The organism is Shewanella corallii (genome assembly GCF_023349125.1).
Classification (GTDB): Bacteria; Pseudomonadota; Gammaproteobacteria; order Enterobacterales; family Shewanellaceae; genus Shewanella; species Shewanella corallii.
On the sequence record NZ_JAKIKT010000012.1, the window covers coordinates 1 to 22709 of the forward strand.

General features: G+C 50.8%; 12 protein-coding genes and 6 tRNA genes. 9 read left to right on the plus strand and 9 right to left on the minus strand.

Annotated elements, in window-relative coordinates:
- Positions 1 to 392: 392 nt before the first annotated feature.
- The 6 genes from L2725_RS20830 to L2725_RS20855 all read right to left on the minus strand — a co-directional run bounded on the left by L2725_RS20830 (position 393) and on the right by L2725_RS20855 (position 1070).
- Positions 393 to 469, minus strand: a tRNA-Pro gene (locus tag L2725_RS20830).
- Positions 470 to 499: 30 nt separating this feature from the next.
- Positions 500 to 575: transfer RNA gene (locus L2725_RS20835), tRNA-His, on the minus strand.
- A gap of 62 nt (positions 576 to 637) precedes the next feature.
- Positions 638 to 714, minus strand: a tRNA-Pro gene (locus L2725_RS20840).
- An 18-nt stretch (positions 715 to 732) separates the two neighbouring features.
- Positions 733 to 809: transfer RNA gene (locus L2725_RS20845), tRNA-Pro, on the minus strand.
- A gap of 66 nt (positions 810 to 875) precedes the next feature.
- Positions 876 to 951 (minus strand) — tRNA-His (locus L2725_RS20850).
- Positions 952 to 993: 42 nt separating this feature from the next.
- Positions 994 to 1070 (minus strand) — tRNA-Arg (locus tag L2725_RS20855).
- A 217-nt stretch (positions 1071 to 1287) separates the two neighbouring features.
- Here L2725_RS20855 and L2725_RS20860 point away from each other — a divergent pair.
- A complete protein-coding gene (locus L2725_RS20860; protein ID WP_249250729.1) occupies positions 1288 to 3915 on the plus strand; it encodes a sensor domain-containing phosphodiesterase in 2628 nt (875 codons plus the stop codon).
- A gap of 50 nt (positions 3916 to 3965) precedes the next feature.
- Here L2725_RS20860 and rep read toward each other — a convergent pair whose 3' ends face one another.
- On the minus strand, positions 3966 to 5984 hold the full coding sequence (rep, locus tag L2725_RS20865) for a DNA helicase Rep (RefSeq protein WP_249250730.1): 2019 nt from the start codon (positions 5982 to 5984) through the stop codon (positions 3966 to 3968).
- 399 nt (positions 5985 to 6383) lie between these two features.
- Between rep and L2725_RS20870 the strand changes: the two genes are divergently transcribed.
- From L2725_RS20870 to ubiK, 3 genes are all read left to right on the plus strand, one after another.
- Entirely contained in the window at positions 6384 to 7502 is a 1119-nt protein-coding gene (locus L2725_RS20870) for an efflux RND transporter periplasmic adaptor subunit (RefSeq protein WP_249250731.1), read from the plus strand.
- A 12-nt stretch (positions 7503 to 7514) separates the two neighbouring features.
- Positions 7515 to 10649: a multidrug efflux RND transporter permease subunit gene (locus L2725_RS20875; protein ID WP_249250732.1), complete on the plus strand. Its 3135-nt coding sequence runs from the start codon at positions 7515 to 7517 to the stop codon at positions 10647 to 10649.
- Between the two features lie 123 nt (positions 10650 to 10772).
- Positions 10773 to 11024: a ubiquinone biosynthesis accessory factor UbiK gene (gene ubiK, locus L2725_RS20880; protein ID WP_249250733.1), complete on the plus strand. Its 252-nt coding sequence runs from the start codon at positions 10773 to 10775 to the stop codon at positions 11022 to 11024.
- 165 nt (positions 11025 to 11189) lie between these two features.
- On the opposite strand, the gene L2725_RS20885 is transcribed toward ubiK, so the two are convergent.
- A complete protein-coding gene (locus L2725_RS20885) occupies positions 11190 to 13667 on the minus strand; it encodes a PKD domain-containing protein (RefSeq protein ID WP_249250734.1) in 2478 nt (825 codons plus the stop codon).
- A 516-nt stretch (positions 13668 to 14183) separates the two neighbouring features.
- On the opposite strand from L2725_RS20885, the gene L2725_RS20890 reads away from it, so the two are divergent.
- The 5 genes from L2725_RS20890 to L2725_RS20910 all read left to right on the plus strand — a co-directional run bounded on the left by L2725_RS20890 (position 14184) and on the right by L2725_RS20910 (position 21423).
- A complete protein-coding gene (locus tag L2725_RS20890) occupies positions 14184 to 14702 on the plus strand; it encodes a DUF4395 domain-containing protein (RefSeq protein ID WP_249250735.1) in 519 nt (172 codons plus the stop codon).
- 213 nt (positions 14703 to 14915) lie between these two features.
- Positions 14916 to 16493, plus strand: coding sequence for an AbgT family transporter (locus L2725_RS20895; RefSeq protein WP_249250736.1), 1578 nt, complete (start codon positions 14916 to 14918; stop codon positions 16491 to 16493).
- A 9-nt stretch (positions 16494 to 16502) separates the two neighbouring features.
- Positions 16503 to 17723 (plus strand): peptidase T, encoded by a 1221-nt coding sequence (pepT, locus tag L2725_RS20900; protein WP_249250737.1) that lies wholly within the window; start codon positions 16503 to 16505, stop codon positions 17721 to 17723.
- Positions 17724 to 18102: 379 nt separating this feature from the next.
- The gene (locus L2725_RS20905; protein WP_249250738.1) at positions 18103 to 20226 is read left to right on the plus strand and encodes a TonB-dependent siderophore receptor; all 2124 of its coding nucleotides are present in this window, start codon (positions 18103 to 18105) and stop codon (positions 20224 to 20226) included.
- Between the two features lie 75 nt (positions 20227 to 20301).
- Positions 20302 to 21423, plus strand: coding sequence for a PepSY-associated TM helix domain-containing protein (locus L2725_RS20910; RefSeq protein WP_249250739.1), 1122 nt, complete (start codon positions 20302 to 20304; stop codon positions 21421 to 21423).
- 44 nt (positions 21424 to 21467) lie between these two features.
- On the opposite strand, the gene L2725_RS20915 is transcribed toward L2725_RS20910, so the two are convergent.
- A complete protein-coding gene (locus L2725_RS20915; protein WP_249250740.1) occupies positions 21468 to 22598 on the minus strand; it encodes a pyridoxal-phosphate-dependent aminotransferase family protein in 1131 nt (376 codons plus the stop codon).
- Between the last annotated feature and the right edge of the window lie 111 nt (positions 22599 to 22709).

The following is a 22709-nucleotide window of genomic DNA, read 5'->3' on the forward strand; positions in this document are numbered from 1 at the left end:
TCTCATCAACATCATGATGCGCTACCAGACTGCACCTCCCTCAGTTTCAGCAATGATAATCCCTGCTATGCAGGTCTCATTACATGCCTGGATACCAGCATGCTGAAAGGAATTAATTTGAATTGAGATAGAAAACAAAAAGCCCGCACTAGGTGCGGGCTTTTTACTGAATGTGGTCGGTGATAGAGGATTCGAACCTCTGAAATTCTGCTCCGCTCTCTCATCAACATCATGATGCGCTACCAGACTGCACCTCCCTCAGTTTCAGCAATGATAATCCCTGCTATGCAGGTCTCATTACATGCCTGGATACCAGCATGCTGAAAGGAGTTAATTTGTGATTGAGATAGAAAGCAAAAAGCCCGCACTAGGTGCGGGCTTTTTGCTGAAGGTGGTCGGTGATAGAGGATTCGAACCTCTGACCCTCTGCTCCCAAAGCAGATGCGCTACCAGACTGCGCTAATCACCGATGTTTGTTTGTTGCTGAATGTAAGCAGAATGGGGTGGCTAATGGGACTCGAACCCACGACAACTGGAATCACAATCCAGGGCTCTACCAACTGAGCTATAGCCACCATAACGAGTCTGCGTTACAGCAACAAAAAACCCGCATTGCATGCGGGCTTTTGTCGTTATCTGGTCGGTGATAGAGGATTCGAACCTCTGACCCTCTGCTCCCAAAGCAGATGCGCTACCAGACTGCGCTAATCACCGAAAGAAACTTCTTAAAGCTGGTCGGTGATAGAGGATTCGAACCTCTGACCCTCTGCTCCCAAAGCAGATGCGCTACCAGACTGCGCTAATCACCGACGATATATTTTGCACTTGATTTACGACTGTGCTGCCGTTTCAGATCACTCGAAAGTGAAACGGAGTGGGGTGGCTAATGGGACTCGAACCCACGACAACTGGAATCACAATCCAGGGCTCTACCAACTGAGCTATAGCCACCATATCCTTACCGCGTGCTGACAAACATCTTCTGGCCCATTCTGGTGCACCCAGAAGGATTCGAACCCTCGGCCTCACCCTCCGGAGGGGTGCGCTCTATCCAACTGAGCTATGGGTGCCCTGCCTTGTCAGCGGGGCATATACTAGGATTTTATTTTGATGCCGTCCAGCACTGTTTTGGCTTTTTTCATCCAACTGCTCAAGTTTTAACTGAACAGGACCGACTTTGTAGTCGCATACACCATATTTATGACTTGGTTATTAACCACATATATGTTAATTGTATAGCTTGTAAACAAGCCCGAATAAATCCAATAATTATTCATAACAGGCACTATGTTCAGGGATCGTTTAGACAGGGATGACTATACCGGGGAAACCGACTCCACTACCCGGGGATTACGCGGCAGACTTAAACGTCTGAGGCAGCTTGTTGCCAAATATCGCCGTGCAGACAAAATCCAAAAAGCCCTGCTGGAGATCTCCAACGCTGCAATACGTGCCAGCTCGCTCAGCGAATTCTACAGTTTTCTCCACCAGCAACTCAAAAATGTGTTTGCGGCTGATAACTTCTACATTGCCACCTACGATCCTTTGGCCAGGCAATTTGCTATCCCGTTCTTCGCAGATGAGAAGGACTCGCACCCATCCGAATTGTATCCGGATCAGGACCTTAATGAACTCCTGGTGAAAGGAATGACAGGCTATGTATTCCGTACCCGCAGCTCACTGCTGGCTGATAATGACAAATACCAGCAACTTCTCGCAAAAGGCGAAGTGATTGGCCTTGGCAGTGACTGCCATCAGTGGTTGGGCGTACCGATTCTGAGTAATGGCGTTACCACAGGCGTGCTTGTTGTTCAGAGCTATGATGAACAAACTCTCTATGGGGAAGCAGAAGTTGAGTTGCTGGAATTTATCAGCCAGCATATCTCCGGTGTGCTGGATCGACTCGAGCAGCAGGAACAGTTGGGAAGAGCCATTGCCCAACGGACTCAGGAACTGAGTCAGGCCTATGACAAACTGAAAGATGAAGTCTCGGTCAGACGCAAAGCCGAAGCTCTGCAAAAGTCACTCTATGAAATTGCCAATCTGGCTGCTGCCAAACTGGATGACACCTCCTTTTATCAACAGATCCACCGGGTCCTGAATCATCTGCTGCCCGCCAATAACTGCTATATCGGCCTGCTCAACGCACAGGGCGACAAAATCAGTTTTCCCTTTTATATGTCGCAACAGGGGACTCCTCACCCGTTGCCGCGCTTACGTCAGGATGGACTGACCGAATATCTGCTCGGACAGCGTCGCCCCTTGATGCTTGGTAACCAGGATATCAAACGTCTTATCGATGAAGGTGTCCTGTACCGCCAATCTCCCAGACTCAATAACACAGACCTGATTCATCAATGGATTGGTGTACCTCTGTTTATTCAGGGGAAAGTGATGGGCGTGCTGGCGATATACAGCTTCAATGAACACCACAGCTTCGCTCCCGGCGATATGGAACTGCTGACTTTTGTATCCCAGCATATCGCCACAGCCATTGAACGTAAGCTGAGTGCACAATCGCTGCGACAGTCCTATGAGCAACTTGAGAATAAGGTTGAAGCCCGGACCCGGGAGTTGGCCCGAACCAATCAGGAACTGGAGAAAGAGATACTACAACGGCGAAAGATCGAGCAGCAGCTAATTTATGATGCCAACCATGACGGCCTGACTGGTCTGCCAAACCGAATGATGTTTATGGAACGCCTGGAGCAGGCCTGTAAACATATGCGTCGCCATCCACTTGATAAGTTTGCCGTACTCTTTATCGATCTGGACCGATTCAAACTGATTAACGATACCCTTGGCCACCTCGAGGGGGACAGATTTCTGATCCAAACCGCCAAACGTCTGAAAACCTGTATTCGGGATTGCGACACGCTTGGCAGGCTGGGAGGAGATGAGTTTGTGATCTTACTGGACACCATACAGCACGCTGATGATGTCCATGAGATCTGTGAAAGAGTATTGGCAGAACTGGCAAAACCCTACCAGCTGGATCAACATCACTTCTTCTCAGGAGGCAGCATAGGTGTCGCGATTACTACAGCCCATGACACCAGCGAGTCCATGCTGAAAAATGCCGACAACGCTATGTATCAGGCCAAGTCCAAAGGCAAGGGCTGTTATGTGATTTATGATCCCAAACAACCCGGTACAGTAGCCACTGAAACAGGCCTGACCGAAGAGTTGAGACAAGCCATTAAAACCTCAGCCATTGGCCTGCAATATCTGCCAATCTATGATCTGACCAAGATGCGTTTGATCGCGTTGGAAGCGCGCCCCTTCTGGCAGCATCCAACCAGGGGAAAGCTTCACCACGCCAGCCTGAACGACATTGCAGAGCAGGCAAACCTGCAAAAAGAGCTGGATCTACTGACACTGAAAATGCTCAGTGAAGAGTATTCACAATTGGCCAGGGTGTATCACAAACCACAGATCCAATTGAGTATTTGCAGTTTGCATGGAAAACAAAAGCAATCGATGGAAAAGCTGCGGCGAACTTTGGCAGATGCTCAACTCCCAACTCAATACCTCTGGCTGTTCTTCCATGAAAAGCAACTGGTACAGGACACAGAAAATCACATCAATATGTTTGATAATCTGAGTAAGCAGGGAGTTAAGCTTGGCCTGTACGGCTATGGTACAAGTTACAGTTCACTGTCCAGCCTTTCATTTATGCCAGTTTCAGCAATCAGATTGGACCCAAGCTTCGCGGCTCATCTGGACAACAGCCATCACTACAAACTGGCTAAAGCCAGCAGTCTGGCTGCAGCAGAATTGGATCTGCAGGTGTTTGCCACCGGTATTGCTCAGCCAGATACCCATAGAAAATTTATTGAAATGGGTGTCATTTATGGTCAGGGGCCACTGCTTGGCAGCAGCATTGAGATGCTTGAACATCAGGAAAGTGCCTGAATGACACCTTCCTGACTCCCTTCCCCAAGAGGGTTACCTACCCTGAAGGATCAGTTACCCTTGTTGAGCATGGCGCGAATATTGGAAATATTCGCCTTACCTGATTGCTGACGCTCTTCAGCTGTTTGCTGCGGCTTACGGTTTTCCCATATCAGATCATCCTGGGGTAACTCAGCCAGGAAGCGGCTTGGTTCACATCGCATAGTTTCCCCAAACTGACGGCGTTCACGACACATCACAAACCAAAGCTCTTTTTGTGCCCGGGTAATACCTACATAGGCCAAACGTCGCTCTTCCTCTACATTATCCTCATCAATACTGGTCTGGTGCGGCAGGATCCGCTCTTCCATCCCCACCATAAACACGTAAGGGAACTCCAGACCTTTGGAGGCATGCAGTGTCATCAGCTGGACCTGATCACCACCTTCATCCTCCTGATTACGCTCCATCATGTCCCGTAATGTCAGTCGGGTTACCACCTCAGGCAGCGTCATCGGCTCATCCAGATCGTCTCCCTGCAGCATCTCTGTCACCCAACGGTAAAGCTCAGAGATGTTCTTCATCCGCATCTCTGCCGCCTTGGCACTGGTGCTGGTTTCGTACAGGTAGTCTTCGTAGTTGATCTTGCGGATCAACTGTTTGATGGCATCCACTCCCTCACCCCGGGTCGCAATTTCACCCGTATCCACAATAAAGCGCCCGAATTCATACAGGGTCGACATGGCCGCCGGAGCCAGTTCGTGGTTCAGGTCAGGGTGGAAGATCGCCTCAAACATAGAAATATGTTTGTGGTTGGCAAAGTTGCCCAAACGCTCAAGTGTTGCCGGACCTATGCCACGTTTGGGCAGGTTTACTATGCGCAGAAACGCATTGTCATCATCCGGATTCACCACCAGCCTGAGGTAAGCCATGATGTCTTTAATCTCAGCGCGGGCGAAGAAAGAGGTTCCCCCACTGAGTTTGTAGGGAATACGGTTGGTCATCAGCGCCCGCTCCAACAAGCGTGACTGATGGTTACCCCGATACAGAATGGCATAGTCACCGAACTGAGTCCGACCGACAAACTTGTGGCGTACAATTTCCGCCACCACGCGCTCAGCTTCCTGCTCTTCGTTGGCGGCCATCAATACTCTCAGCGGCTCACCATAGGCCAATTCAGAGAACAACGACTTGTCGTAAACGTGGGGGTTATTGGCAATCAGAATATTGGCGGCATGCAAAATTCGCTGACTGGAGCGATAATTCTGTTCCAGTTTAATCAGCCTGAGGCTGGGAAAATCTTTGCCCAATAACACCAGGTTCTGAGGCTTGGCCCCTCGCCAGGAATAGATAGACTGGTCGTCATCCCCTACCACAGTAAAACGGGCACGTTCCCCCACTATCAGTTTCACCAGTTCATACTGACTGGTGTTGGTATCCTGATATTCGTCCACCAGCAGGTATTGAATACGCTTTTGCCAGCGTTCGCGCACTTCTGCGTTATGGCGCAGCAACAGAGTCGGGATCAAAATCAGATCATCAAAATCCAGCGCATTATAGGCTTTCATATGCTGGGCATAACGCTGGTACAAGAGGGCAAACAGCTGCTCCTGTTCCCCTTTGGCCACCTTGCGGGCATGCTCAGGGATCACCAGAGCACCTTTCCAGTTGGAGATCGCTGTCGCCAGCGCTTTCAGCAGATCCTTGTCCTCCTGCAGCTCTTTCTCTGTAAGCTCTTTCAACAGAGCAATAGTGTCCTGATCGTCAAACAGTGAGAAACCGGCTTTCAAACCAACGGCTTTATGTTCCCGCTTGAGGATCTCGAGCCCGAGCGTGTGGAAAGTGGATATCCACAGCCCCCGCGCTTCTTTACGCCCCATAGATTGAGCCACCCGCTCTTTCATCTCCCGCGCGGCTTTATTGGTAAAAGTCACGGCAGCTATGTTTCGGGCGTTATAACCACACTTCTGCACCAGGTAAGCAATCTTATTGATGATTACCCGCGTCTTACCGCTGCCAGCGCCAGCCAATACCAGGCAGGGACCTGAAACATAGTGAACGGCATCATTTTGCCCGGGATTAAGCTTCATGGATGGGGACTGACCTCAAGATTTGAAAAACGCAGCAGATTCTAACAGAAAGTACCGCACTTGCACCTGAAAGGGATTTCCCCTAGCTTAACATTCAGTGGACACAAAATAACCAGCATCAGTTACACCGCCCTGCATGGATGCTGTCGCAACCGGCGTATCTGGCCCAGGGAAGGTCATCCGGGAATCGCTGATTTTCTTGCACTTATTTCCGGTGACACCTTCCATCTGACGTTACACAGATCACATTATGCTGTCATCCAGTGATGTCATACTTGATAAAATAACAGACAAGTATGTGATTTCTCAGTCAGATGCCATTCAGTCACGCCAGCTTAAGCTTGGAAGCTGACGAGTGATGGCGGCCTCTCTGCCCTGCTCAATGACGGAGTATTCAGAATGAAAAAGTGGTTTGTAATCATGGTGATCATCGCCTTATTGGCTTTCGGTACCGTGATAGGTTTCAATTGGTTTGTACAGCAAAAAACCAAAGAAGCCATCGCCAATATGCCGGAGGCTGTGTATCCGGTAACCGCCATCACCCTCCAATCAGTCAACTGGCAACCCACCATAGATGCCATTGGTTTTATCGAGCCTAATCAAGGCGTCACCATCTCCAACGAAGTGTCCGGTATTGTCACCTCAATCGACTTTGAAAATGGTGCTCAGGTAATGCAGGGCAATATGCTGGTGCAACTGGACTCTGAGGTACAGAAAGCCAACCTCAAAGCCAAGCAGGTGCAGTTACCCGCGTTGAAAGCTGACTATGAACGCCTACTCAGACTTTATAAGCAAAAGTCAGTGTCACAGCAGGATCTGGATAATGCCGAGTCACGCTATATGGCAATGCAAGCCGATATCAGCAGCCTTGAAGCGACAATTGACCAGCGCGAGATAGAAGCGCCCTTCTCCGGAAGCCTGGGGATCCGCTCCATCAACCTGGGGCAATATCTACAGGTAGGGACTGAGATAGTTCGACTTGAAGATACCAGCTCCATGAAGCTCAGATTTACCATTCCCCAAACTCAGCTCAGCCGCATCGCCGTTGGTCAGCCAGTCCATATTTATGTGGACGCCTATCCGGATGAAGTCTTCGAAGGGCAGATCGCTGCCATTGAACCAGCAGTCTTCTATCAAAGTGGTTTGATTCAGGTTCAGGCTCGTATCCCCAACGCTCATGGCAAACTGCGCAGCGGTATGTTTGCCAAAGCAGCCATCGTCCTGCCAGAAATGACCAATCAGCTGGTTGTCCCCCAAACCGCCATCAACTTCGCGCTCTATGGCAATTCGGTTTATATCATCGAAGAAACCAACAAAGAAGGTAAGACAGAAAAGCGGGTGAAACAGGTAAATGTGGATGTGGTTGAACGCAATGGTAACAATGCCCTGGTCACCGGAGAGATAAAAGCCGGCGACCAGGTGGTCACTTCCGGTCTGGTAAGGCTGAGTAACAACAGTCTGGTGAAGATTACCGAGGATAATGCCCTCAAACTTCCTGCCTCCATGCCGACGCTGTAACGGGAGGCGACCATGACATTTACTGATATCTTTATCAAACGACCGGTGCTGGCGGCCTCCATCAGCATCCTCTTGCTGATCCTCGGGCTTAATGCCCTCACAGGTATGCAGGTGCGTGAATATCCCAAGATGACCAACACGGTGATCCAGGTATCCACCTCCTACTATGGAGCTGATGCGAACCTGATCCAGGGCTTTATCACCCAACCACTGGAACAGGCTCTGGCCCAGGTGGATAACGTCGACTTTATGACCTCGGAGAGTTTTCTCGGGACATCCACTATCTCTGTGTATATGAAGCTAAACACAGATCCAAACGGTGCCCTGGCCGATGTCCTGGCCAAGATTAATTCGGTGGCTTCTCAGCTACCCAAAGAGGCGCAGGATCCCACTGTGACTATGTCCACAGGCTCCCAGACCTCAACCCTGTATATCTCCTTCTCCAGTCATGAGCTCAACTCCAGTCAGATCACAGACTACCTGGAGCGTGTGGTAAAACCTCAACTGTTTACCATCAATGGCGTATCCACGGTTAACCTCTATGGCGGTATGCCCTACGGCTTGAGAGTCTGGCCAGATCCAGCCCGCATGGGTGCCTACAACATCACAGCGAGTGAACTGCTGAATGTACTGCAGGCCAATAACTACCAGAGTGCGGTGGGCCAAATGAATTCCTACTTCACCCTGCTCAATGGTACCGCCGATACTCAGGTTGCCACTCCTGAGCAACTGGAAAAGCTGGTTGTGGGCAGTAACAACGGTATGGTGATCCGCCTTGGTGATGTCGCCAAAGTCAGCCTGGCCAAGAGTCATGATGTCTATCGCGCCCTAGCCGACGGTAAAGAGGCTGTGGTCATTGGCCTGAACGTGACCCCCACAGCCAACCCACTGACAGTGGCCGCCGACGCCCGCGCCATGCTGCCGGATATCGAGCGCAACCTGCCGCCATCCATGAAAGCCGAAATTCTCTACGATGCTTCCCTGGCTATTGATGAGTCCATTAAAGAGGTTGCCAAGACCATTATTGAGGCTGCAGTCATCGTAATCGTAGTGGTCATGCTGTTTATGGGATCACTGCGCGCCGTGGTTATTCCTATCGTCACCATTCCCCTGTCGCTTATCGGTGTGGCAGTGGTGATGCAGATGTTTGGTTTCTCGCTGAATCTGATGACACTGCTGGCCATGGTATTGGCTATTGGTTTGGTGGTGGATGACGCCATCGTGGTGGTAGAAAACGTCGATCGCCACATCAAGGAGGGGGAAACACCGTTCAGAGCGGCCATTATTGGTACCCGCGAAATCGCCGTACCGGTAATCTCGATGACAATTACCCTAGCAGCAGTTTATGCGCCTATCGCCCTTATGGGTGGGGTAACCGGTGCTCTGTTCAAAGAGTTTGCCCTGACGCTGGCCGGCGCCGTGTTTATTTCAGGTATTGTGGCGCTGACACTATCGCCCATGATGTGTTCGCGCATGCTTAAGTCCAACACTCAGCCAAATGCCTTTGAGCGCAGAGTGGAATCTTTCCTGGAAGGACTGCAGCACAAATACGCCAAAACCCTTGATGCTGTAATGGATATCAAGCCGGTTATCGTCGTGTTTGCGATTATTGTGTTTCTCTCATTGCCAATCATGTTTAAGGATATCCCATCGCAATTGGCACCCAATGAAGATCAGGGTGTGGTAATGATGATGGGCACAGCGCCATCCAGCGCAAACCTTGACTATATTCAGGCCAATATGAAGCTGGTCACCGACATCATTAAAGAACAACCTGAGTCTGCAGGCTCTCTGGCCTTTGTCGGTATCCCAAGCTCCAATCAGGCTATGGGTATTGCGCCACTGGTTCCCTGGAGTCAAAGGGATAAAAGCCAGCAGGAGATGCAGAAGATCATTGGTGAGCAAGCTAAAGAGATCCCCGGCATGGCGGTAACCACCTTCCAGATGCCCGCATTACCCGGTGCATCCAGCGGTTTGCCCATGCAGTTTGTCATTACCAGTTCCAACGCCTTTGAAAGCTTGTTCAATATTGGCACCAACATTCTGGACAAGGTGCAGCGCAGTCCGCTGTTTGTTTACTCTGAGGTCAACCTCAAGTACGACTCAGGCACCATGAAGATCCATATCGATCGTGACCTTGCCGGTGCCTATGGCATTACCATGCAGGACATTGGTGTCACCCTCAGCACCATGATCACCGATGGCTATGTCAACCGGGTGAACATTGACGGACGCTCCTATGAGGTGATCCCTCAGGTAGAGCGTATGTACCGTGCCAATCCGGAGGATCTGTCCAAGTACTATGTTGAAGCCGCCGACGGTAAGGCTATTCCTCTGTCCAGTTTGGTGAATGTGGAAGTGGTCTCAGAGCCCCGCTCACTGCCTCACTTCAATCAGATGAACTCAGTGACCATTGGCGCAGTGCCCTCCCCAGGCGTCGCTATGGGTGATGCGATTAACTTTATGGAAGGTCTGGCTGAAACCGAGCTGCCAAAAGGCTACACCTACAGCTTCCTGGGTGAAGCCCGTCAGTTTGTAGAGGAGGGCGATGCTCTGTACGTTACCTTTGCCCTCGCACTCGCCATTATCTTCCTGGTTCTGGCAAGCCAGTTTGAAAGTGTAAGAGATCCATTGGTTATTCTGGTCACTGTACCACTGGCGATAAGTGGCGCCCTGATCGCGCTGGGATGGACCCATGTCTTCGGCCTCACGTCGCTCAACATCTATACCCAGGTGGGTCTGATTACCCTGGTGGGGCTTATCTCCAAGCACGGTATTTTGATGTGTGAAGTGGCCAAGGAGGAGCAGATGTTCCATGGCGCCTCCAAGGTGGATGCAATTAAACACGCGGCCGCCATACGTTTGCGTCCAATCCTGATGACCACAGCCGCAATGATCGCTGGTTTGATCCCGCTACTGTTCGCCTCAGGTGCCGGTGCGGCTTCCCGCTTTAACATAGGTATTGTGATTGTGGCAGGCTTGGGGGTAGGCACCCTGTTCACCCTGTTTGTCTTGCCCGTGGTTTATACCTACCTGGCAGAAAGACATGAGCCGCTACCAGAGTTTGACGAAAGCCCGGAAGCTCGGGCCAAACCCAGAGATAACCCGGAAAACATTGAGCAACCGGAGGCTCAACCTCAGAGCTGATCTATCGCCAGTCAGCTCAGCCGCAAACGCCCGCATTGATATCTCAACTGCGGGCGTTTTTATTTCCCTGACCACTGGGCTACAATCACCCACAATTCCACATGACTTAATTCAGGCTCATCCATGCTAAATCCAAAGAAAATTGAAGATATTGCCAAGCAACTGACCGACAATCTGCCTCCGGGTCTGAAGCAATTTGCCGATGAGTTTGAAGACCGCAGCAAGAAAGTCCTGCAAAACCAACTGATGAAACTGGATCTGGTATCCCGCGAGGAGTTCGAAGTTCAGCAGCATGTACTGCTAAAAACCCGCGAAAAGCTGGAAGCCCTGCAAACCAAGCAGGATGAGCTGGAGTCCCGTCTGGCTGATAAGTGATTGCATTGAATTTGAGTGATCCGGATTAGTGACTTAATCCAACCATTGATGAGATGCACAGACGAAGCCCAATCAATCTAATTCACTGGTCTTCCAGGATATATATCCCAAAAAAAGCCCCTGTTATCAGGGGCTTTTGCTTTATTACTTCAATAGGGAAAAGAGTTACTCAATGACCACTGGGACCTCAGCAGAACAACCACCATCGGCACCGCATACCTTGTAGGTCACAGTCACGGGATCACTGCCACTGACACGGAATCTGTCAGTGTAACGGGTTCTGCCGGTTGTACCGACATCCTCACCATCGCGGCTCACAGTATAGTCTCCGGTGCTGCCTTCCCAGCTCAGGGAAACTCTGACGCTACCACGGCGTGACTTAAGCACCTTGCCTATCTCCAGATCGATGTTGGCATCCGGTACGGTGACATCAAAGGTCTGGGAGTCGCTGTCCTGTGCACCACCATCATCGGTTACTGTCAGCGTTACCCTATAGCTTCCGGAAGCTGCATAGGTATGGCTGGTCATCTCACCCGAGCCTGTGTTGCCGTCACCAAAGTCCCAACTCCAATCGGTAATTGAGCCATCAGAGTCAGTACTGGTACTGGTAAAGCTACCCAGAGCACCACTGAAGCTGGCATCAAACCCGGCAACCGGTGGTTCATTGGTTTGCCCGCCCTCATAGCTACCGGTCAAAGACAGATCGCTGTAGCCAGAATAAGCACGAACCATCGCATACCAGGTACCGGCTTCCGGTGTTGGGAAGCTACAGGTCTCATTACTGCTGCCAGACCAAGAACGACAATCAAAGCTACTGGTTGTAGGCAACTGACCCTGACTAACGTAGAGGTCCGCATCACCGTTATCACCTTGAGTGACAAACTGCAGGTTGGTGGCACCGGAAGGCACTTGCATATAGAAGTAGGTTTCCTCGCCGGTTTCTCCACTCAAGCCGGTTTTGGCCACACCATTCATCAGCTCATCCTGAGTAGGATCAAACACATTGGCCTGAGTAAATACCGTTCTGGAGGCATCGTCATCATCAGTGGCTTTCAAAGACACCTCATAGTTGCCTTTGGCCGTGTACACATGAGATGGATTAGCTTCGCTGCTGACGTCACTGCCGTCACCAAAGTCCCACTCAAGGCTAACGACTGTGCCATCGGGATCTTCAGTTCCAGCGCTGGAGAAGTTCACCGCAGTATCAACAAACGCCAGGTAAGGGCCATTGGCATTAACAACCGGTAACTGGTTGTCACCCGGATCGGTTGCATTCATACCATCGATCGCCATCTCACCGGTACCTGCAGCATCCAACCAGGTGCTCAGACGGGTACTGGCTGTGCCTCCACCATCCCATGAGGTGTAGATTCGACCATACCAATCTGAAAGATCGTTCCCACAGGCCGCCCCACCACCATGAAGCTGACCGATAACCCGCTTGTTCTGGTCAAACAGATGGGAGCCGGATGAGCCCCCTTCAGTTGTCCCCAGGTCCCAGTCAATAACACGGATGTGGGTGCTGTCACCCGGACTTGAGTTACCGCCATAGGATGTAATGGTTGTGGCTTCATTTTCAAAGCTTATGCGTTTCTCATCCACATTGGGATGGTGAATCGCAACGGCAGAAGTAGAAGTTTCGTCATTGGCATTCCAACCAGCCAGGAAGACGTTATGGGCTGGGTCAAATGGGTCATCCAACTCCACCAAGGTCATATCAGAAGGTGAGTAGCCGGCACGGAATATCGAACCTGTATTAAACTGATCCAGCGTACCATCACCCTGACCACCGCTATCACTGCTGCCTGGGTCACGACAATAGCTGTTTTCGAAGTTCCAGTAAGTTACCAGTGAGGCAGCATTACCCGCATTAACACCACAGTGATAGGCGGTCAGGAAGAATGCGCGACCATCATTGGCAGTGTTGTTCAGTGCACCACCTGAACAGAAACGGGAACCGCCCAAACTGATTGCCGCAGCCGATCGAATCTGATCCCGCCAGTCATCACCAGCTGGACAAACCACGTCTACGTTACAGGCACCGGATAGAGTATCGAAAATATCTTTTACGTTGGCGCCGAGATAACCATGGTTAACCGAGGTCAGCTCAAGTTTAAGTTGCTTCTCTTTGTGAGCAGGAACATTCACTTCAATAATGGCACTGTCACCGGCCAGCATTGGCGTCCACAACTGGCCATGGGCGTCATTGTCTGCAGCGGTAAATGCGCGGATCCGCTGGCTGCGGTCCGGAGTGTAAATATGCAGAGATCCACCTTCAGGCATCTCAAACTGCGTAAAACCAAAGTTCAACGAGAGCGCACCGGCAGAGGTAATTTGCATACGCCAAACTGACATCTCGCTGGCTTTACCCTCATTAATAACCTGCACTTTCTGCCACTTATCTGGCGACAATGACACTTTAAGGGGCTCAGCGAACTGCAGCACATAATCCCTTGGGTTCATCGCCCGGTTTATTTCTTCTCTTTGTCTGAGTTTAGCGTTATCCAAGCCAGGCATCTGCATAACCTTTGGCTGGCCACCTACCTCGGATTTAGAAAAAGACAAAGGCGAACTGGCCATAGCTCCAGCACTGCAGAGCAAACCAGCCAAGCCCATGGCGTAAGTAATTTTTTTGAAGTCCATAACATCCTCGTCAATATCCTGAATATTCAGCTAATGGGGAAGATGCGAAAACTCCTTGTCAGTAACCAAACCACACCAACCCCAAAATGCGGGTAATCAATGCGAGTAAATGGCAAACAGACGACTCAGATATATGCCAGAACAGGCGAAACGAATGATACAGCCGCAATGCCACTCTAATCCCTTTTTCAACAAAACAGACACCCTGTCGAATGCCGTTGAGTGCTGGCGTAAAAGAGGTAGTAAGAAGGTGCAAAAATCAAAAAAAGAAAAATTTAATTATTATTTATCAGTGCATTAGATATTTCCAAGTTGTTTGCAAACACCCCACACCAGCGTAAATAGAATGTAAACACACGACTGAAACAAATAGATACAATTGGGATTCTGTAGAAATATAGCGCTACTCACTAGTAAAAAGGTCTCACTCTCTATCAGCCATAGGTGTGAGCCTGTCCTGCCAAAACGTAATTTCAGACATAAACTTAATTTGTCAGTACTTCAGGGAGCAGGATCATGAGTCAGTTGGACAAACACAGCTTCTTTACTTCGCCCATGTTCGCCATGGGGCAATCCTTTAAAGGTGAGTCAGGTCTCAGAGTCAACGAAACAGCGACGCGGGCTAGGGCCGGACTGCTGAACATTCTCTCCATGGTCACCATATTCATACTCTTGTGGAAACCTGAGCTGGACCCAGTCATCTATGTTGGACCCTATGTCATTTTTGATATGACGGTTGCCGCTATCTTTGGTCTGACGCCCCTCTCTCCGTCTGGCCTCCTGGGAACAGCTATGACATTAAGACTCCCGCCTCTGTGGAAGCCTGCTAAACCTAAACAGTTCGCCTGGACTTTGGGAGCTATTATAGGCATCAGCTGTCTGGCATTCAGGCTGCCCGACTTCTCTGTGGAGTGGCTGCTGGCAGTATTAGGGATCTGCTTTGTATTGACCTGGTTGGAAGCCGTTATGGGCTTTTGCGTTGGCTGTTGGATGCATGCCAAGCTGTTCGGATGCGAAGAGTGTCGGTTGAACTAAGCTCTCCGGTTACATAGTGCTACGGGTATGACATCAATGAGATAAGGTCATCCCATTGTAATCATTTGGTTTATTCATAATCTGGAATGTAAAGTCAGTGAGCCGCCATGCCTGAACTGCTTGCGGGATCACTGTATTAGTCATTGTCTGTGGTTGCTTACGGGCTTTATTGTTGAACACGAACAATAACCTTACTAATGTACCGGAACCTCCATGACAGTCGGCACCTCTGTCCCGCCCAAACCAACCAGCACCTGGCTGGATAAAATTGAAAATCTGGGTAACCGTATCCCGGATATCACCATGCTGTTTTTCTTCGCCACCCTAATCTGTATCGGCCTTTCATGGGCCCTGTCCCATATTCAGTTTGGCTATGTACATCCCCTGACTCAGGAGCCTATCCGGGTCGTTAACCTGCTCAGTGCCGATGGCATGATGGGGCTGTTCAGCTCCATGGTGAAGAACTTCGTTAACTTTCCGCCACTGGGTATAGTGATTGTCGCCACTTTAGGTATCGGCATTGCCGAAGGTTCTGGCTATATCACCACGGCACTGAAGAAGTTATTGTCTGTGGTGCCCCTGTCGGCGGTCACGCCGTCGGTGATCTTTATCGGCATTCTGGCCCATGTTGCCTCGGATTCGGCCTATGTGATCCTGATGCCTGTGTCAGCCTATATCTTCTATAAAACCGGCAAGCACCCTCTGGCGGGTATCGCCGCAGGTTTTGCGGGTCTGGCAGGCGGTTTTACCGCTTCTTACACGCCATCCATTATTGACCCTATTCTGGCGGGCTTTACCGAGACAGGGGCTCATGTACTGGATCCCAGCTACAGCGTGAACGTGCTGTGTAACTATTTCTATTCGGTTGCTTCCACCTTTGCTGTCATCGCCACCTGCTGGTACATAACAGACAAGATCGTTGAGCCGCGTCTTGCCAAGACCATGCCTATCGATACAACGCCTGAAGAATCAGGACCGGAAGAATCCAGCCCAGGCATGTTGACCAGCGCCGAGACCAAAGCCTTCCGTCTGGCTAACCTGACCCTGCTGGGTCTGATTGTACTTTGTATCGCCCTGATGGCGCCGGCTGACTCCATGTTCCGCGCCGCAGATGGCTCACTGACCCACCCGGATGCTCCGGCGATGAAGCTGATTGTGCCGCTGCTGTTGGTGTTCTTCGCCCTACCTGGTCTGGTGTATGGCTATGTCAGCAAGACCTTTACCTCGGCCAAGGACATCACCAAGTCCATGGAGAGCATCACCGGCTCGCTGATCTCTTTTATCGTATTTGCCTTCTTCTGTGCTCAGTTCCTTTACTGCTTTGGACAGTCCAATATCGGCAGTCTGGTTGCGCTTTCGGGTGCCGAAGGTCTGAAAGCCCTGAATATGCCCGGCCAGCTGACCATTCTTGGAGTGATCCTGCTGACCGCCTGCTTGAACCTGATAATCACCTCGGCTTCATCCAAGTGGGCGATTCTGGCGCCGGTATTGGTGCCTATGCTGATGGCTGTGGGTCTGTCTCCAGAGCTTACTCAGGCAGCTTTCCGTATTTCCGACAGCGCCATTAATGTCAGCACCCCTATGTTTGCCTTCTACCCACTGATCATTTCCTACATGCAGAGATACTGTACTCAGTCGGGCATTGGTACTTTGGTCGCCATGATGGTGCCCTATTCAGTGGGTCTGCTGATTGCCTTGACCGCCATGTTGTATCTGTTCTGGGGTCTGGATATTCCCCTGGGCTTCAACAGCGGGTATACCTATCCCTCTACTCTTGATGTCGGTCAGTAAGGAACCGTGATGAAACCCGAAGAGAATTTGCTGTATTACTTCCGTCGCTATATCGCCATCAGCAGCCAGTCTGATGCGGCTGCTAACTGCCTGCCATCAACGCCGGGACAGCTGGAATTGGCCAAACAGTTACAGGCCGACCTCAATGAAATGGGTTATAGCCAGACTCAGTTGCTGGACTCAGGCATTTTGATTGCCAAACTGCCGGGCAATAAAGCCGGCGCTAAAACTTTGGGCTTTGTCGCTCATCTGGATACCGTGGATGTGGGTCTGAGCCCGGATATCAAGCCGCAGTTGCTCAGGTATGAGGGCGAGCCACTGTGCCTGAATTCAGAGCAAGGCATTATGGTGTCAGAGCAGGAGTGTCCTGAGCTGGCCAAATATCTGGGGCAGGAGATCCTGTTCAGCGATGGCACCAGTGTGCTGGGTGCCGACAACAAGGCCGCCATCGCCGTGATGATGTCGCTGGCTAAAGAACTGAGTGACAGCAAGATTGAACACGGCGATATCTATCTGGGTTTTGTGCCGGATGAAGAGATAGGCTTGCGCGGTGCCAAGGTGATGCCGCTGGAGCGGTTTCCGGTTGACCACTGCTACACCATCGACTGCTGTGAGCGCGGCGAAGTGATATTCGAAACCTTCAATGCCGGCAGCGCCCGCCTGGATGTAAAGGGCATTACCGCCCACCCTATGAGTGCCAAGAATGTGCTGGTTAACCCAAACCTGGTGGTGGCTGACTTTATTGCCATGGTGCAGGATATGGGGCGACCAGAACTGACCGAAGGACGCGAAGGCTACTTCTGGGTAACAGATATCAGTGGCAATCAGAATCAGGCTCAGGTGTCAGTGGCGATCCGCGACTTCGATGCTGACAGCTATGAAGCCCGTAAAACTTACCTGCAGAACCTGCTGACCTTCCTGCGCCAGAAGCATCCTAAAGCAGAGATAGAACTTACCCTTACCGACGTCTACAGCAATATTGCTCGGGCTATGAGTGAAAACACCTCCGCGCTGGATAACCTGTATCAGGCGCTGAAGGATCTGGAGATCCCAGCCAAAACTATCCCTATGCGTGGGGGCACCGACGGCTCAGCCCTGTCAGCCATGGGACTGTTTACCCCTAACTTCTTTACCGGCGCCCATAACTTCCACAGCAAGTATGAGTTCCTGCCTATCCCTTCGTTTGTCGACAGCTACAAGGTCGCCAAACGCCTGCTGGAACTGGCGTAAACGAGATTCACGCGACAGCCAATAAAGGCGCTTCACCACGAAGCGCTCACTTCGTAAGCTACACAAAGGACACGAAGATAAGCAGAGAGGCAAGCGACATAACTTGAATCCAACGTCCAGCAAACGCTCGACAAAAAGCCCGCAACTGCGGGCTTTTTTATTCCACTGACTCCAGCATGGGGCTTTACACACAAGGCCTGGCTAAAGTGCATTCCCCACGTCGCTGGCCCCCAGTTTAATACGCAACAAAGTTATCAACCGGACACCCTGGTTTAACTACATCCATATGATAATAATTATCAAATGATATTGAGAATGATTTTTATTCGATCTAATATGCCGTCAATTTTAACAATTGTGACAATTTCACAGGGAGTTGATGATGCTAGCCAAACTGTTCAACCACAACAAAATATGGGTGGCCCTGCTGTCCACAGGAGTCAGCCTCGGTGTCACAGCTAAAGAGCAGACTGAAGAGCCTGAGATGGAGATTATTGAGGTCAGTCCCAGGGGCATTATCTCCTACGTCAGCGCTTCTGCAGCCAAAAACAGTGTACCTGTGGTCGAAACACCTGTGTCAGTATCTGTACTGACTGAAAAACGGATTGAAGATCTCGGGGCTGAAACCATTCAGGATGCTTTGGGGTTTGTGGCTGGCGTCTACAATGGCCCCTTTGGTGTTGATACCCGGGGGGACTGGGCACAAATCCGTGGTGTAGCTCCCCTGACCTATCAAGACGGTTTACAAACTCTGTTTGGCAATTACAACAACACTCGCGCCAATCCCTATATGCTGGAGCAGATTGAGATCCTCAAAGGCCCCTCTTCAGTACTATACGGACAAGGCTCCACCGGCGGTATCATAAACCTGGTCACCAAACGCCCCAAGGCTGAAACTGCTGGCGAACTCTGGGCTCAGGTGGGTAACTATGACCGAGTGCAACTGGCTGGCGATGTAACCGGTGCCATAGATGAAGATGCCACTCTGCTTTACCGTCTTACCGGTTTGTACCGGGATTCTGAAACCCAAACCGATTTTGTCAAAGATGACAGTTACTTTATCTCTCCCGCATTGAGCTGGTACATCACAGATGACACAAGACTGACACTGCTGACCAATTTCCAGAAGAATGAAACCGGTTCCAGTACCCAGTTTTTCCCCCATGCAGGCACTCGCCTGCCGGCACCCAATGGTCAGATACCGAGCGAACGTTTCGTCAGCGAACCGGGTTATGACCGTTATGACGTCAAGCAATCCTCCATCACGGTACTGCTCGAACAGCAGTTAACCGATGACCTGGAGTTGAATTGGTCCAGCCGTTACAGCGACAGCGACGCCGAGTATCGCTCCATGTTCGGTTATCCATTTGCTCTGGTGGAGGACAGGTATATCAATCGCGCTATCTTTATGAGCAATAACAGCGCCGAATCATTCACCTCTGACCTGCAGCTACGTTGGGCTTTTGACACCGGCAGCTTAAGCCATAACCTGTCATCCGGATTGGACTATCAGCAAGCAACTCTGGATACAGATCGTCTGTTTTTAGTTGGTGCAGGAGGTTTGCTGGACATTTACAACCCTGAATACGGCAAAGTACCGACAGCCTTCCCCAGCGATGACGATATCCCCGATAGCCCGTCCAATAAGCAAAGCCAGTTGGGCTTTTATATGCAGGACTCCATCACATGGAACCGCTGGATCCTAAGTCTGGCTATGCGCCAGGACTGGGTCAAATCTGAACCCGGCAGCCCAACTCAACAATCTTTGTCCGATGATGCAACAACCGGCCGCGCCGGTCTGATGTATGCATTCGATAATGGTCTGTCACCCTATATCAGTTATGCACAATCGTTTGCACCTCAGCTGGATACCGCCAATGGCGTGGCACTTGATCCGCTCAAAGGCGATCAGATCGAGTTAGGGATCAAGTATCAACCGGCAGGCACCAGCCACCTTATTACGGCTGCAGTGTATGACATCACAGAGAAGAACAAGCCTTATACAGATCCCCTGGGTAATACCAGCCTGACAGGTGAAGTCGAAATCCGCGGCTTTGAACTGGAAGCCCAACTGGAATGGAAGCAGATAGATGTATACGCCAGCTATGCCTACACAGACACAGAAAAGGTCAAAGACACCTTCGGTGCTCAGGGTGGCCGATTGGAAGCCATGCCCGATAATATGCTCTCAGTCTGGGCCACCTGGCGCCCGGCAGATCTGCTACCCGGATTCAAGGTTGGTGCGGGTTACCGCTTTGTCGGCGAGACCTCTGACGGCAGCGCCGAAATGGTACTGAATGGCGTACAGGTAAACACTCCACTGACCACAGAAAGTTATGACCTGTATGACTTTATGATTGGCTATGAAATTGGGGCATTTGATTTGAGTCTGAATGTGGACAATCTGGAAGATGAAACTGTGATTACCAGCTGTTTGTTCCGCGGCGACTGCTTTTATGGTCAACGTCGTACTATCACCGGCAATGTGAAATATCGCTTTTGATGAGACTACGCCAGTGACAGGTCGATAACTACCGGCCTTTATCGCGTCTGTAAACCTCTTAGCGGAAGAACAATCATGTCCAGACTCTGGTTTAAGTGGCACAAATTGCTGGCCTTACTGGCTTTTTTGCCCATTATTTTAATTGCCGTCAGCGGCAGTATTCTGGTGTTCAAACACCAACTCGACAGTCTGTTGATGCCAGATAAGGTCAGCATCAGTGAAACCGGCCAGCGGCTTAATATCGATACTCTGCTGCTGCAGATGAAAACTCAGCTGCCGGAGTACGAAGTCGGGACCTGGGAGCTATTTCAGGATGGTGAAACCGCGGACAGGGTTTACCTGATCAAGCGTGGCAGCTTTGATTGGTTCAAAGTATTTCTCAATCCCTATACGGGTGAAGCACTGAGCCAGCCGGTACCACTGCATCACTACCTGACAGACTGGTTGCTGGAACTGCACCATAATCTGTTGTTGGATACCTCAGGTCTGATCATAGGCCTGCTCTCCTCACTCATTATGCTGTATCTGGCGATAAGCGGACTGGTGATGCACCGCAAATTCTGGCGCCAGCTTTTTGCCCTCAAACTGAGTAAAGATAAACGTAAACAGTACTCCTCAATACACAAGTTGGCAGGCGTATGGTCCGCTCCGGTGCTCTTGATATTGAGCTTTACCGGTGGTTACTGGAATGTACTGCATCTGCTCCATGAAAGTGAGGAACACAGCGCCTCACCTTATGTGTTGCAGCAACCTCTGTACAATCAAAAACTGTCCATCAATACGCTGATGCAACAGGCCAGCGATACCATAAAAGGCTTCGAGCCTACCTATCTGGTACTCGCCTACGAACCCGGTGTGCCACTTATGATTTACGGGCGGATTCAGATCAATAATCCCTTTTACAGTGACTATGCGAATATGGTGAGTTTTACCCCGGATAGTGGTGAGCTTCAGACCCATTGGGATGTGCGGGAAAGGGCCTGGTACTTTGTGCTGGATGACAGCTTCAGAGCGTTGCACTTTGGCACCTTCGCCGGTCTGGCCAGTAAACTGGTCTGGTGTTTACTGGGTGCTATGCCCCTGGTGTTGGGCTTTACCGGCCTCTACCTGTGGTGGCGTAAACGAAAATCCCCCTCCAAAGCGTTCAACACAAATCCAGCTGATAAAATAAATGTACTCAGCAGGCATACCCAGTAAAAAGACTCGAGCCAACCCTTTTGGCTCGAGTCTACTGTGACAGCTTAATTCAATACATCTTCCAGCGCCCGCAGGCACAGAGCGATGTTTTCGCGGCGGGCACCAAAGCCCATCAGGCCGATACGCCAGGCTTTACCGGCAAGGGCACCAAGTCCAGCACCAATCTCAAGGTTATACTGCTCAAGCAGTTGCTTACGCACTGCACCGTCATCCACACCATTCGGAATATAGACAGCGTTCAGCTGAGGCAGGCGACTCGCTTCTTCCACAACAAATTCCAGTCCCAGCTTTTCCAGCCCGGCTTTCAGCAGTTCATGCATTTCACTGTGTCTGGCCCAGGCATTTTCCAGCCCTTCATTGGCGAGCAACCGCAGGGACTCATGCAGGGCATAAAGCGCATTCACCGGCGCGGTATGGTGATAGCTGCGTTTGCCATCACCATTCCAATACCCCATCACCAGAGTCTGATCCAAAAACCAGCTCTGTACCGGCGTCTTGCGGGCCTTAATCTTCTCTACCGCCGCAGGCGAGAACGACACTGGCGACAAGCCGGGTACGCAGGACAGACACTTCTGGGAACCGGAATAGATAGCATCAATACCCCACTCATCGACTCTCAGCTCAACGCCCCCCAGAGAGGTTACTGCATCCACTATGGTCAGGCAGTTATGAGCCCTGGCCAGCGCACACAGACCTTTAGCGTCAGACAGTGCACCGGTTGAGGTTTCGGCATGCACAAAAGCGAGGAATTTTGCATCCGGGTTAGCATGCAGCGCCACCTCAACTTCGGCCAGATCGACAGGCTCACCCCACTCATTATCCACCATCGCCACTTCGCCACCGCAACGCTCGACGTTCTGGCGCATACGCTCACCAAACACACCATTACGGCATACCACTACCTTGTCACCCGGCTCCACCAGATTAACAAAGCAAGTTTCCATACCGGCGCTGCCGGGAGCAGACACGGCAACTGTGACTTCATTTTCAGTTTGGAAGGCATATTGGATCAGCGCTTTCAGCTCATCCATCATGCCAACAAACAGAGGATCCAAGTGACCAACAGTGGGTTTCGACTGCGCCGCCAGCACTTCAGGATACACATCGGAAGGACCCGGCCCCATTAAGATACGGCGGGGAGGATTAAATGGCGGAAACTTGGGTGCAGCAATCATGTCGATCTCCTTGAACCTGGCAGACATCTGCCGAATTTAGAGTTATCACTCAAGGTGTTAAGTTAACACATTCACACAGACTGTCAGCCCCTGCTTTAGGCTAACTTTTAA

Bases quoted from the DNA above. Each gene is read 5' to 3' on its own strand.
- L2725_RS20860 (WP_249250729.1), top strand. From the start codon at position 1,288: ATGTTCAGGGATCGTTTAGACAGGGATGACTATACCGGGGAAACCGAC.
- rep (WP_249250730.1), bottom strand. From the start codon at position 5,984: ATGAAGCTTAATCCCGGGCAAAATGATGCCGTTCACTATGTTTCAGGT.
- L2725_RS20870 (WP_249250731.1), top strand. From the start codon at position 6,384: ATGAAAAAGTGGTTTGTAATCATGGTGATCATCGCCTTATTGGCTTTC.
- L2725_RS20875 (WP_249250732.1), top strand. From the start codon at position 7,515: ATGACATTTACTGATATCTTTATCAAACGACCGGTGCTGGCGGCCTCC.
- ubiK (WP_249250733.1), top strand. From the start codon at position 10,773: ATGCTAAATCCAAAGAAAATTGAAGATATTGCCAAGCAACTGACCGAC.
- L2725_RS20885 (WP_249250734.1), bottom strand. From the start codon at position 13,667: ATGGACTTCAAAAAAATTACTTACGCCATGGGCTTGGCTGGTTTGCTC.
- L2725_RS20890 (WP_249250735.1), top strand. From the start codon at position 14,184: ATGAGTCAGTTGGACAAACACAGCTTCTTTACTTCGCCCATGTTCGCC.
- L2725_RS20895 (WP_249250736.1), top strand. From the start codon at position 14,916: ATGACAGTCGGCACCTCTGTCCCGCCCAAACCAACCAGCACCTGGCTG.
- pepT (WP_249250737.1), top strand. From the start codon at position 16,503: ATGAAACCCGAAGAGAATTTGCTGTATTACTTCCGTCGCTATATCGCC.
- L2725_RS20905 (WP_249250738.1), top strand. From the start codon at position 18,103: ATGATGCTAGCCAAACTGTTCAACCACAACAAAATATGGGTGGCCCTG.
- L2725_RS20910 (WP_249250739.1), top strand. From the start codon at position 20,302: ATGTCCAGACTCTGGTTTAAGTGGCACAAATTGCTGGCCTTACTGGCT.
- L2725_RS20915 (WP_249250740.1), bottom strand. From the start codon at position 22,598: ATGATTGCTGCACCCAAGTTTCCGCCATTTAATCCTCCCCGCCGTATC.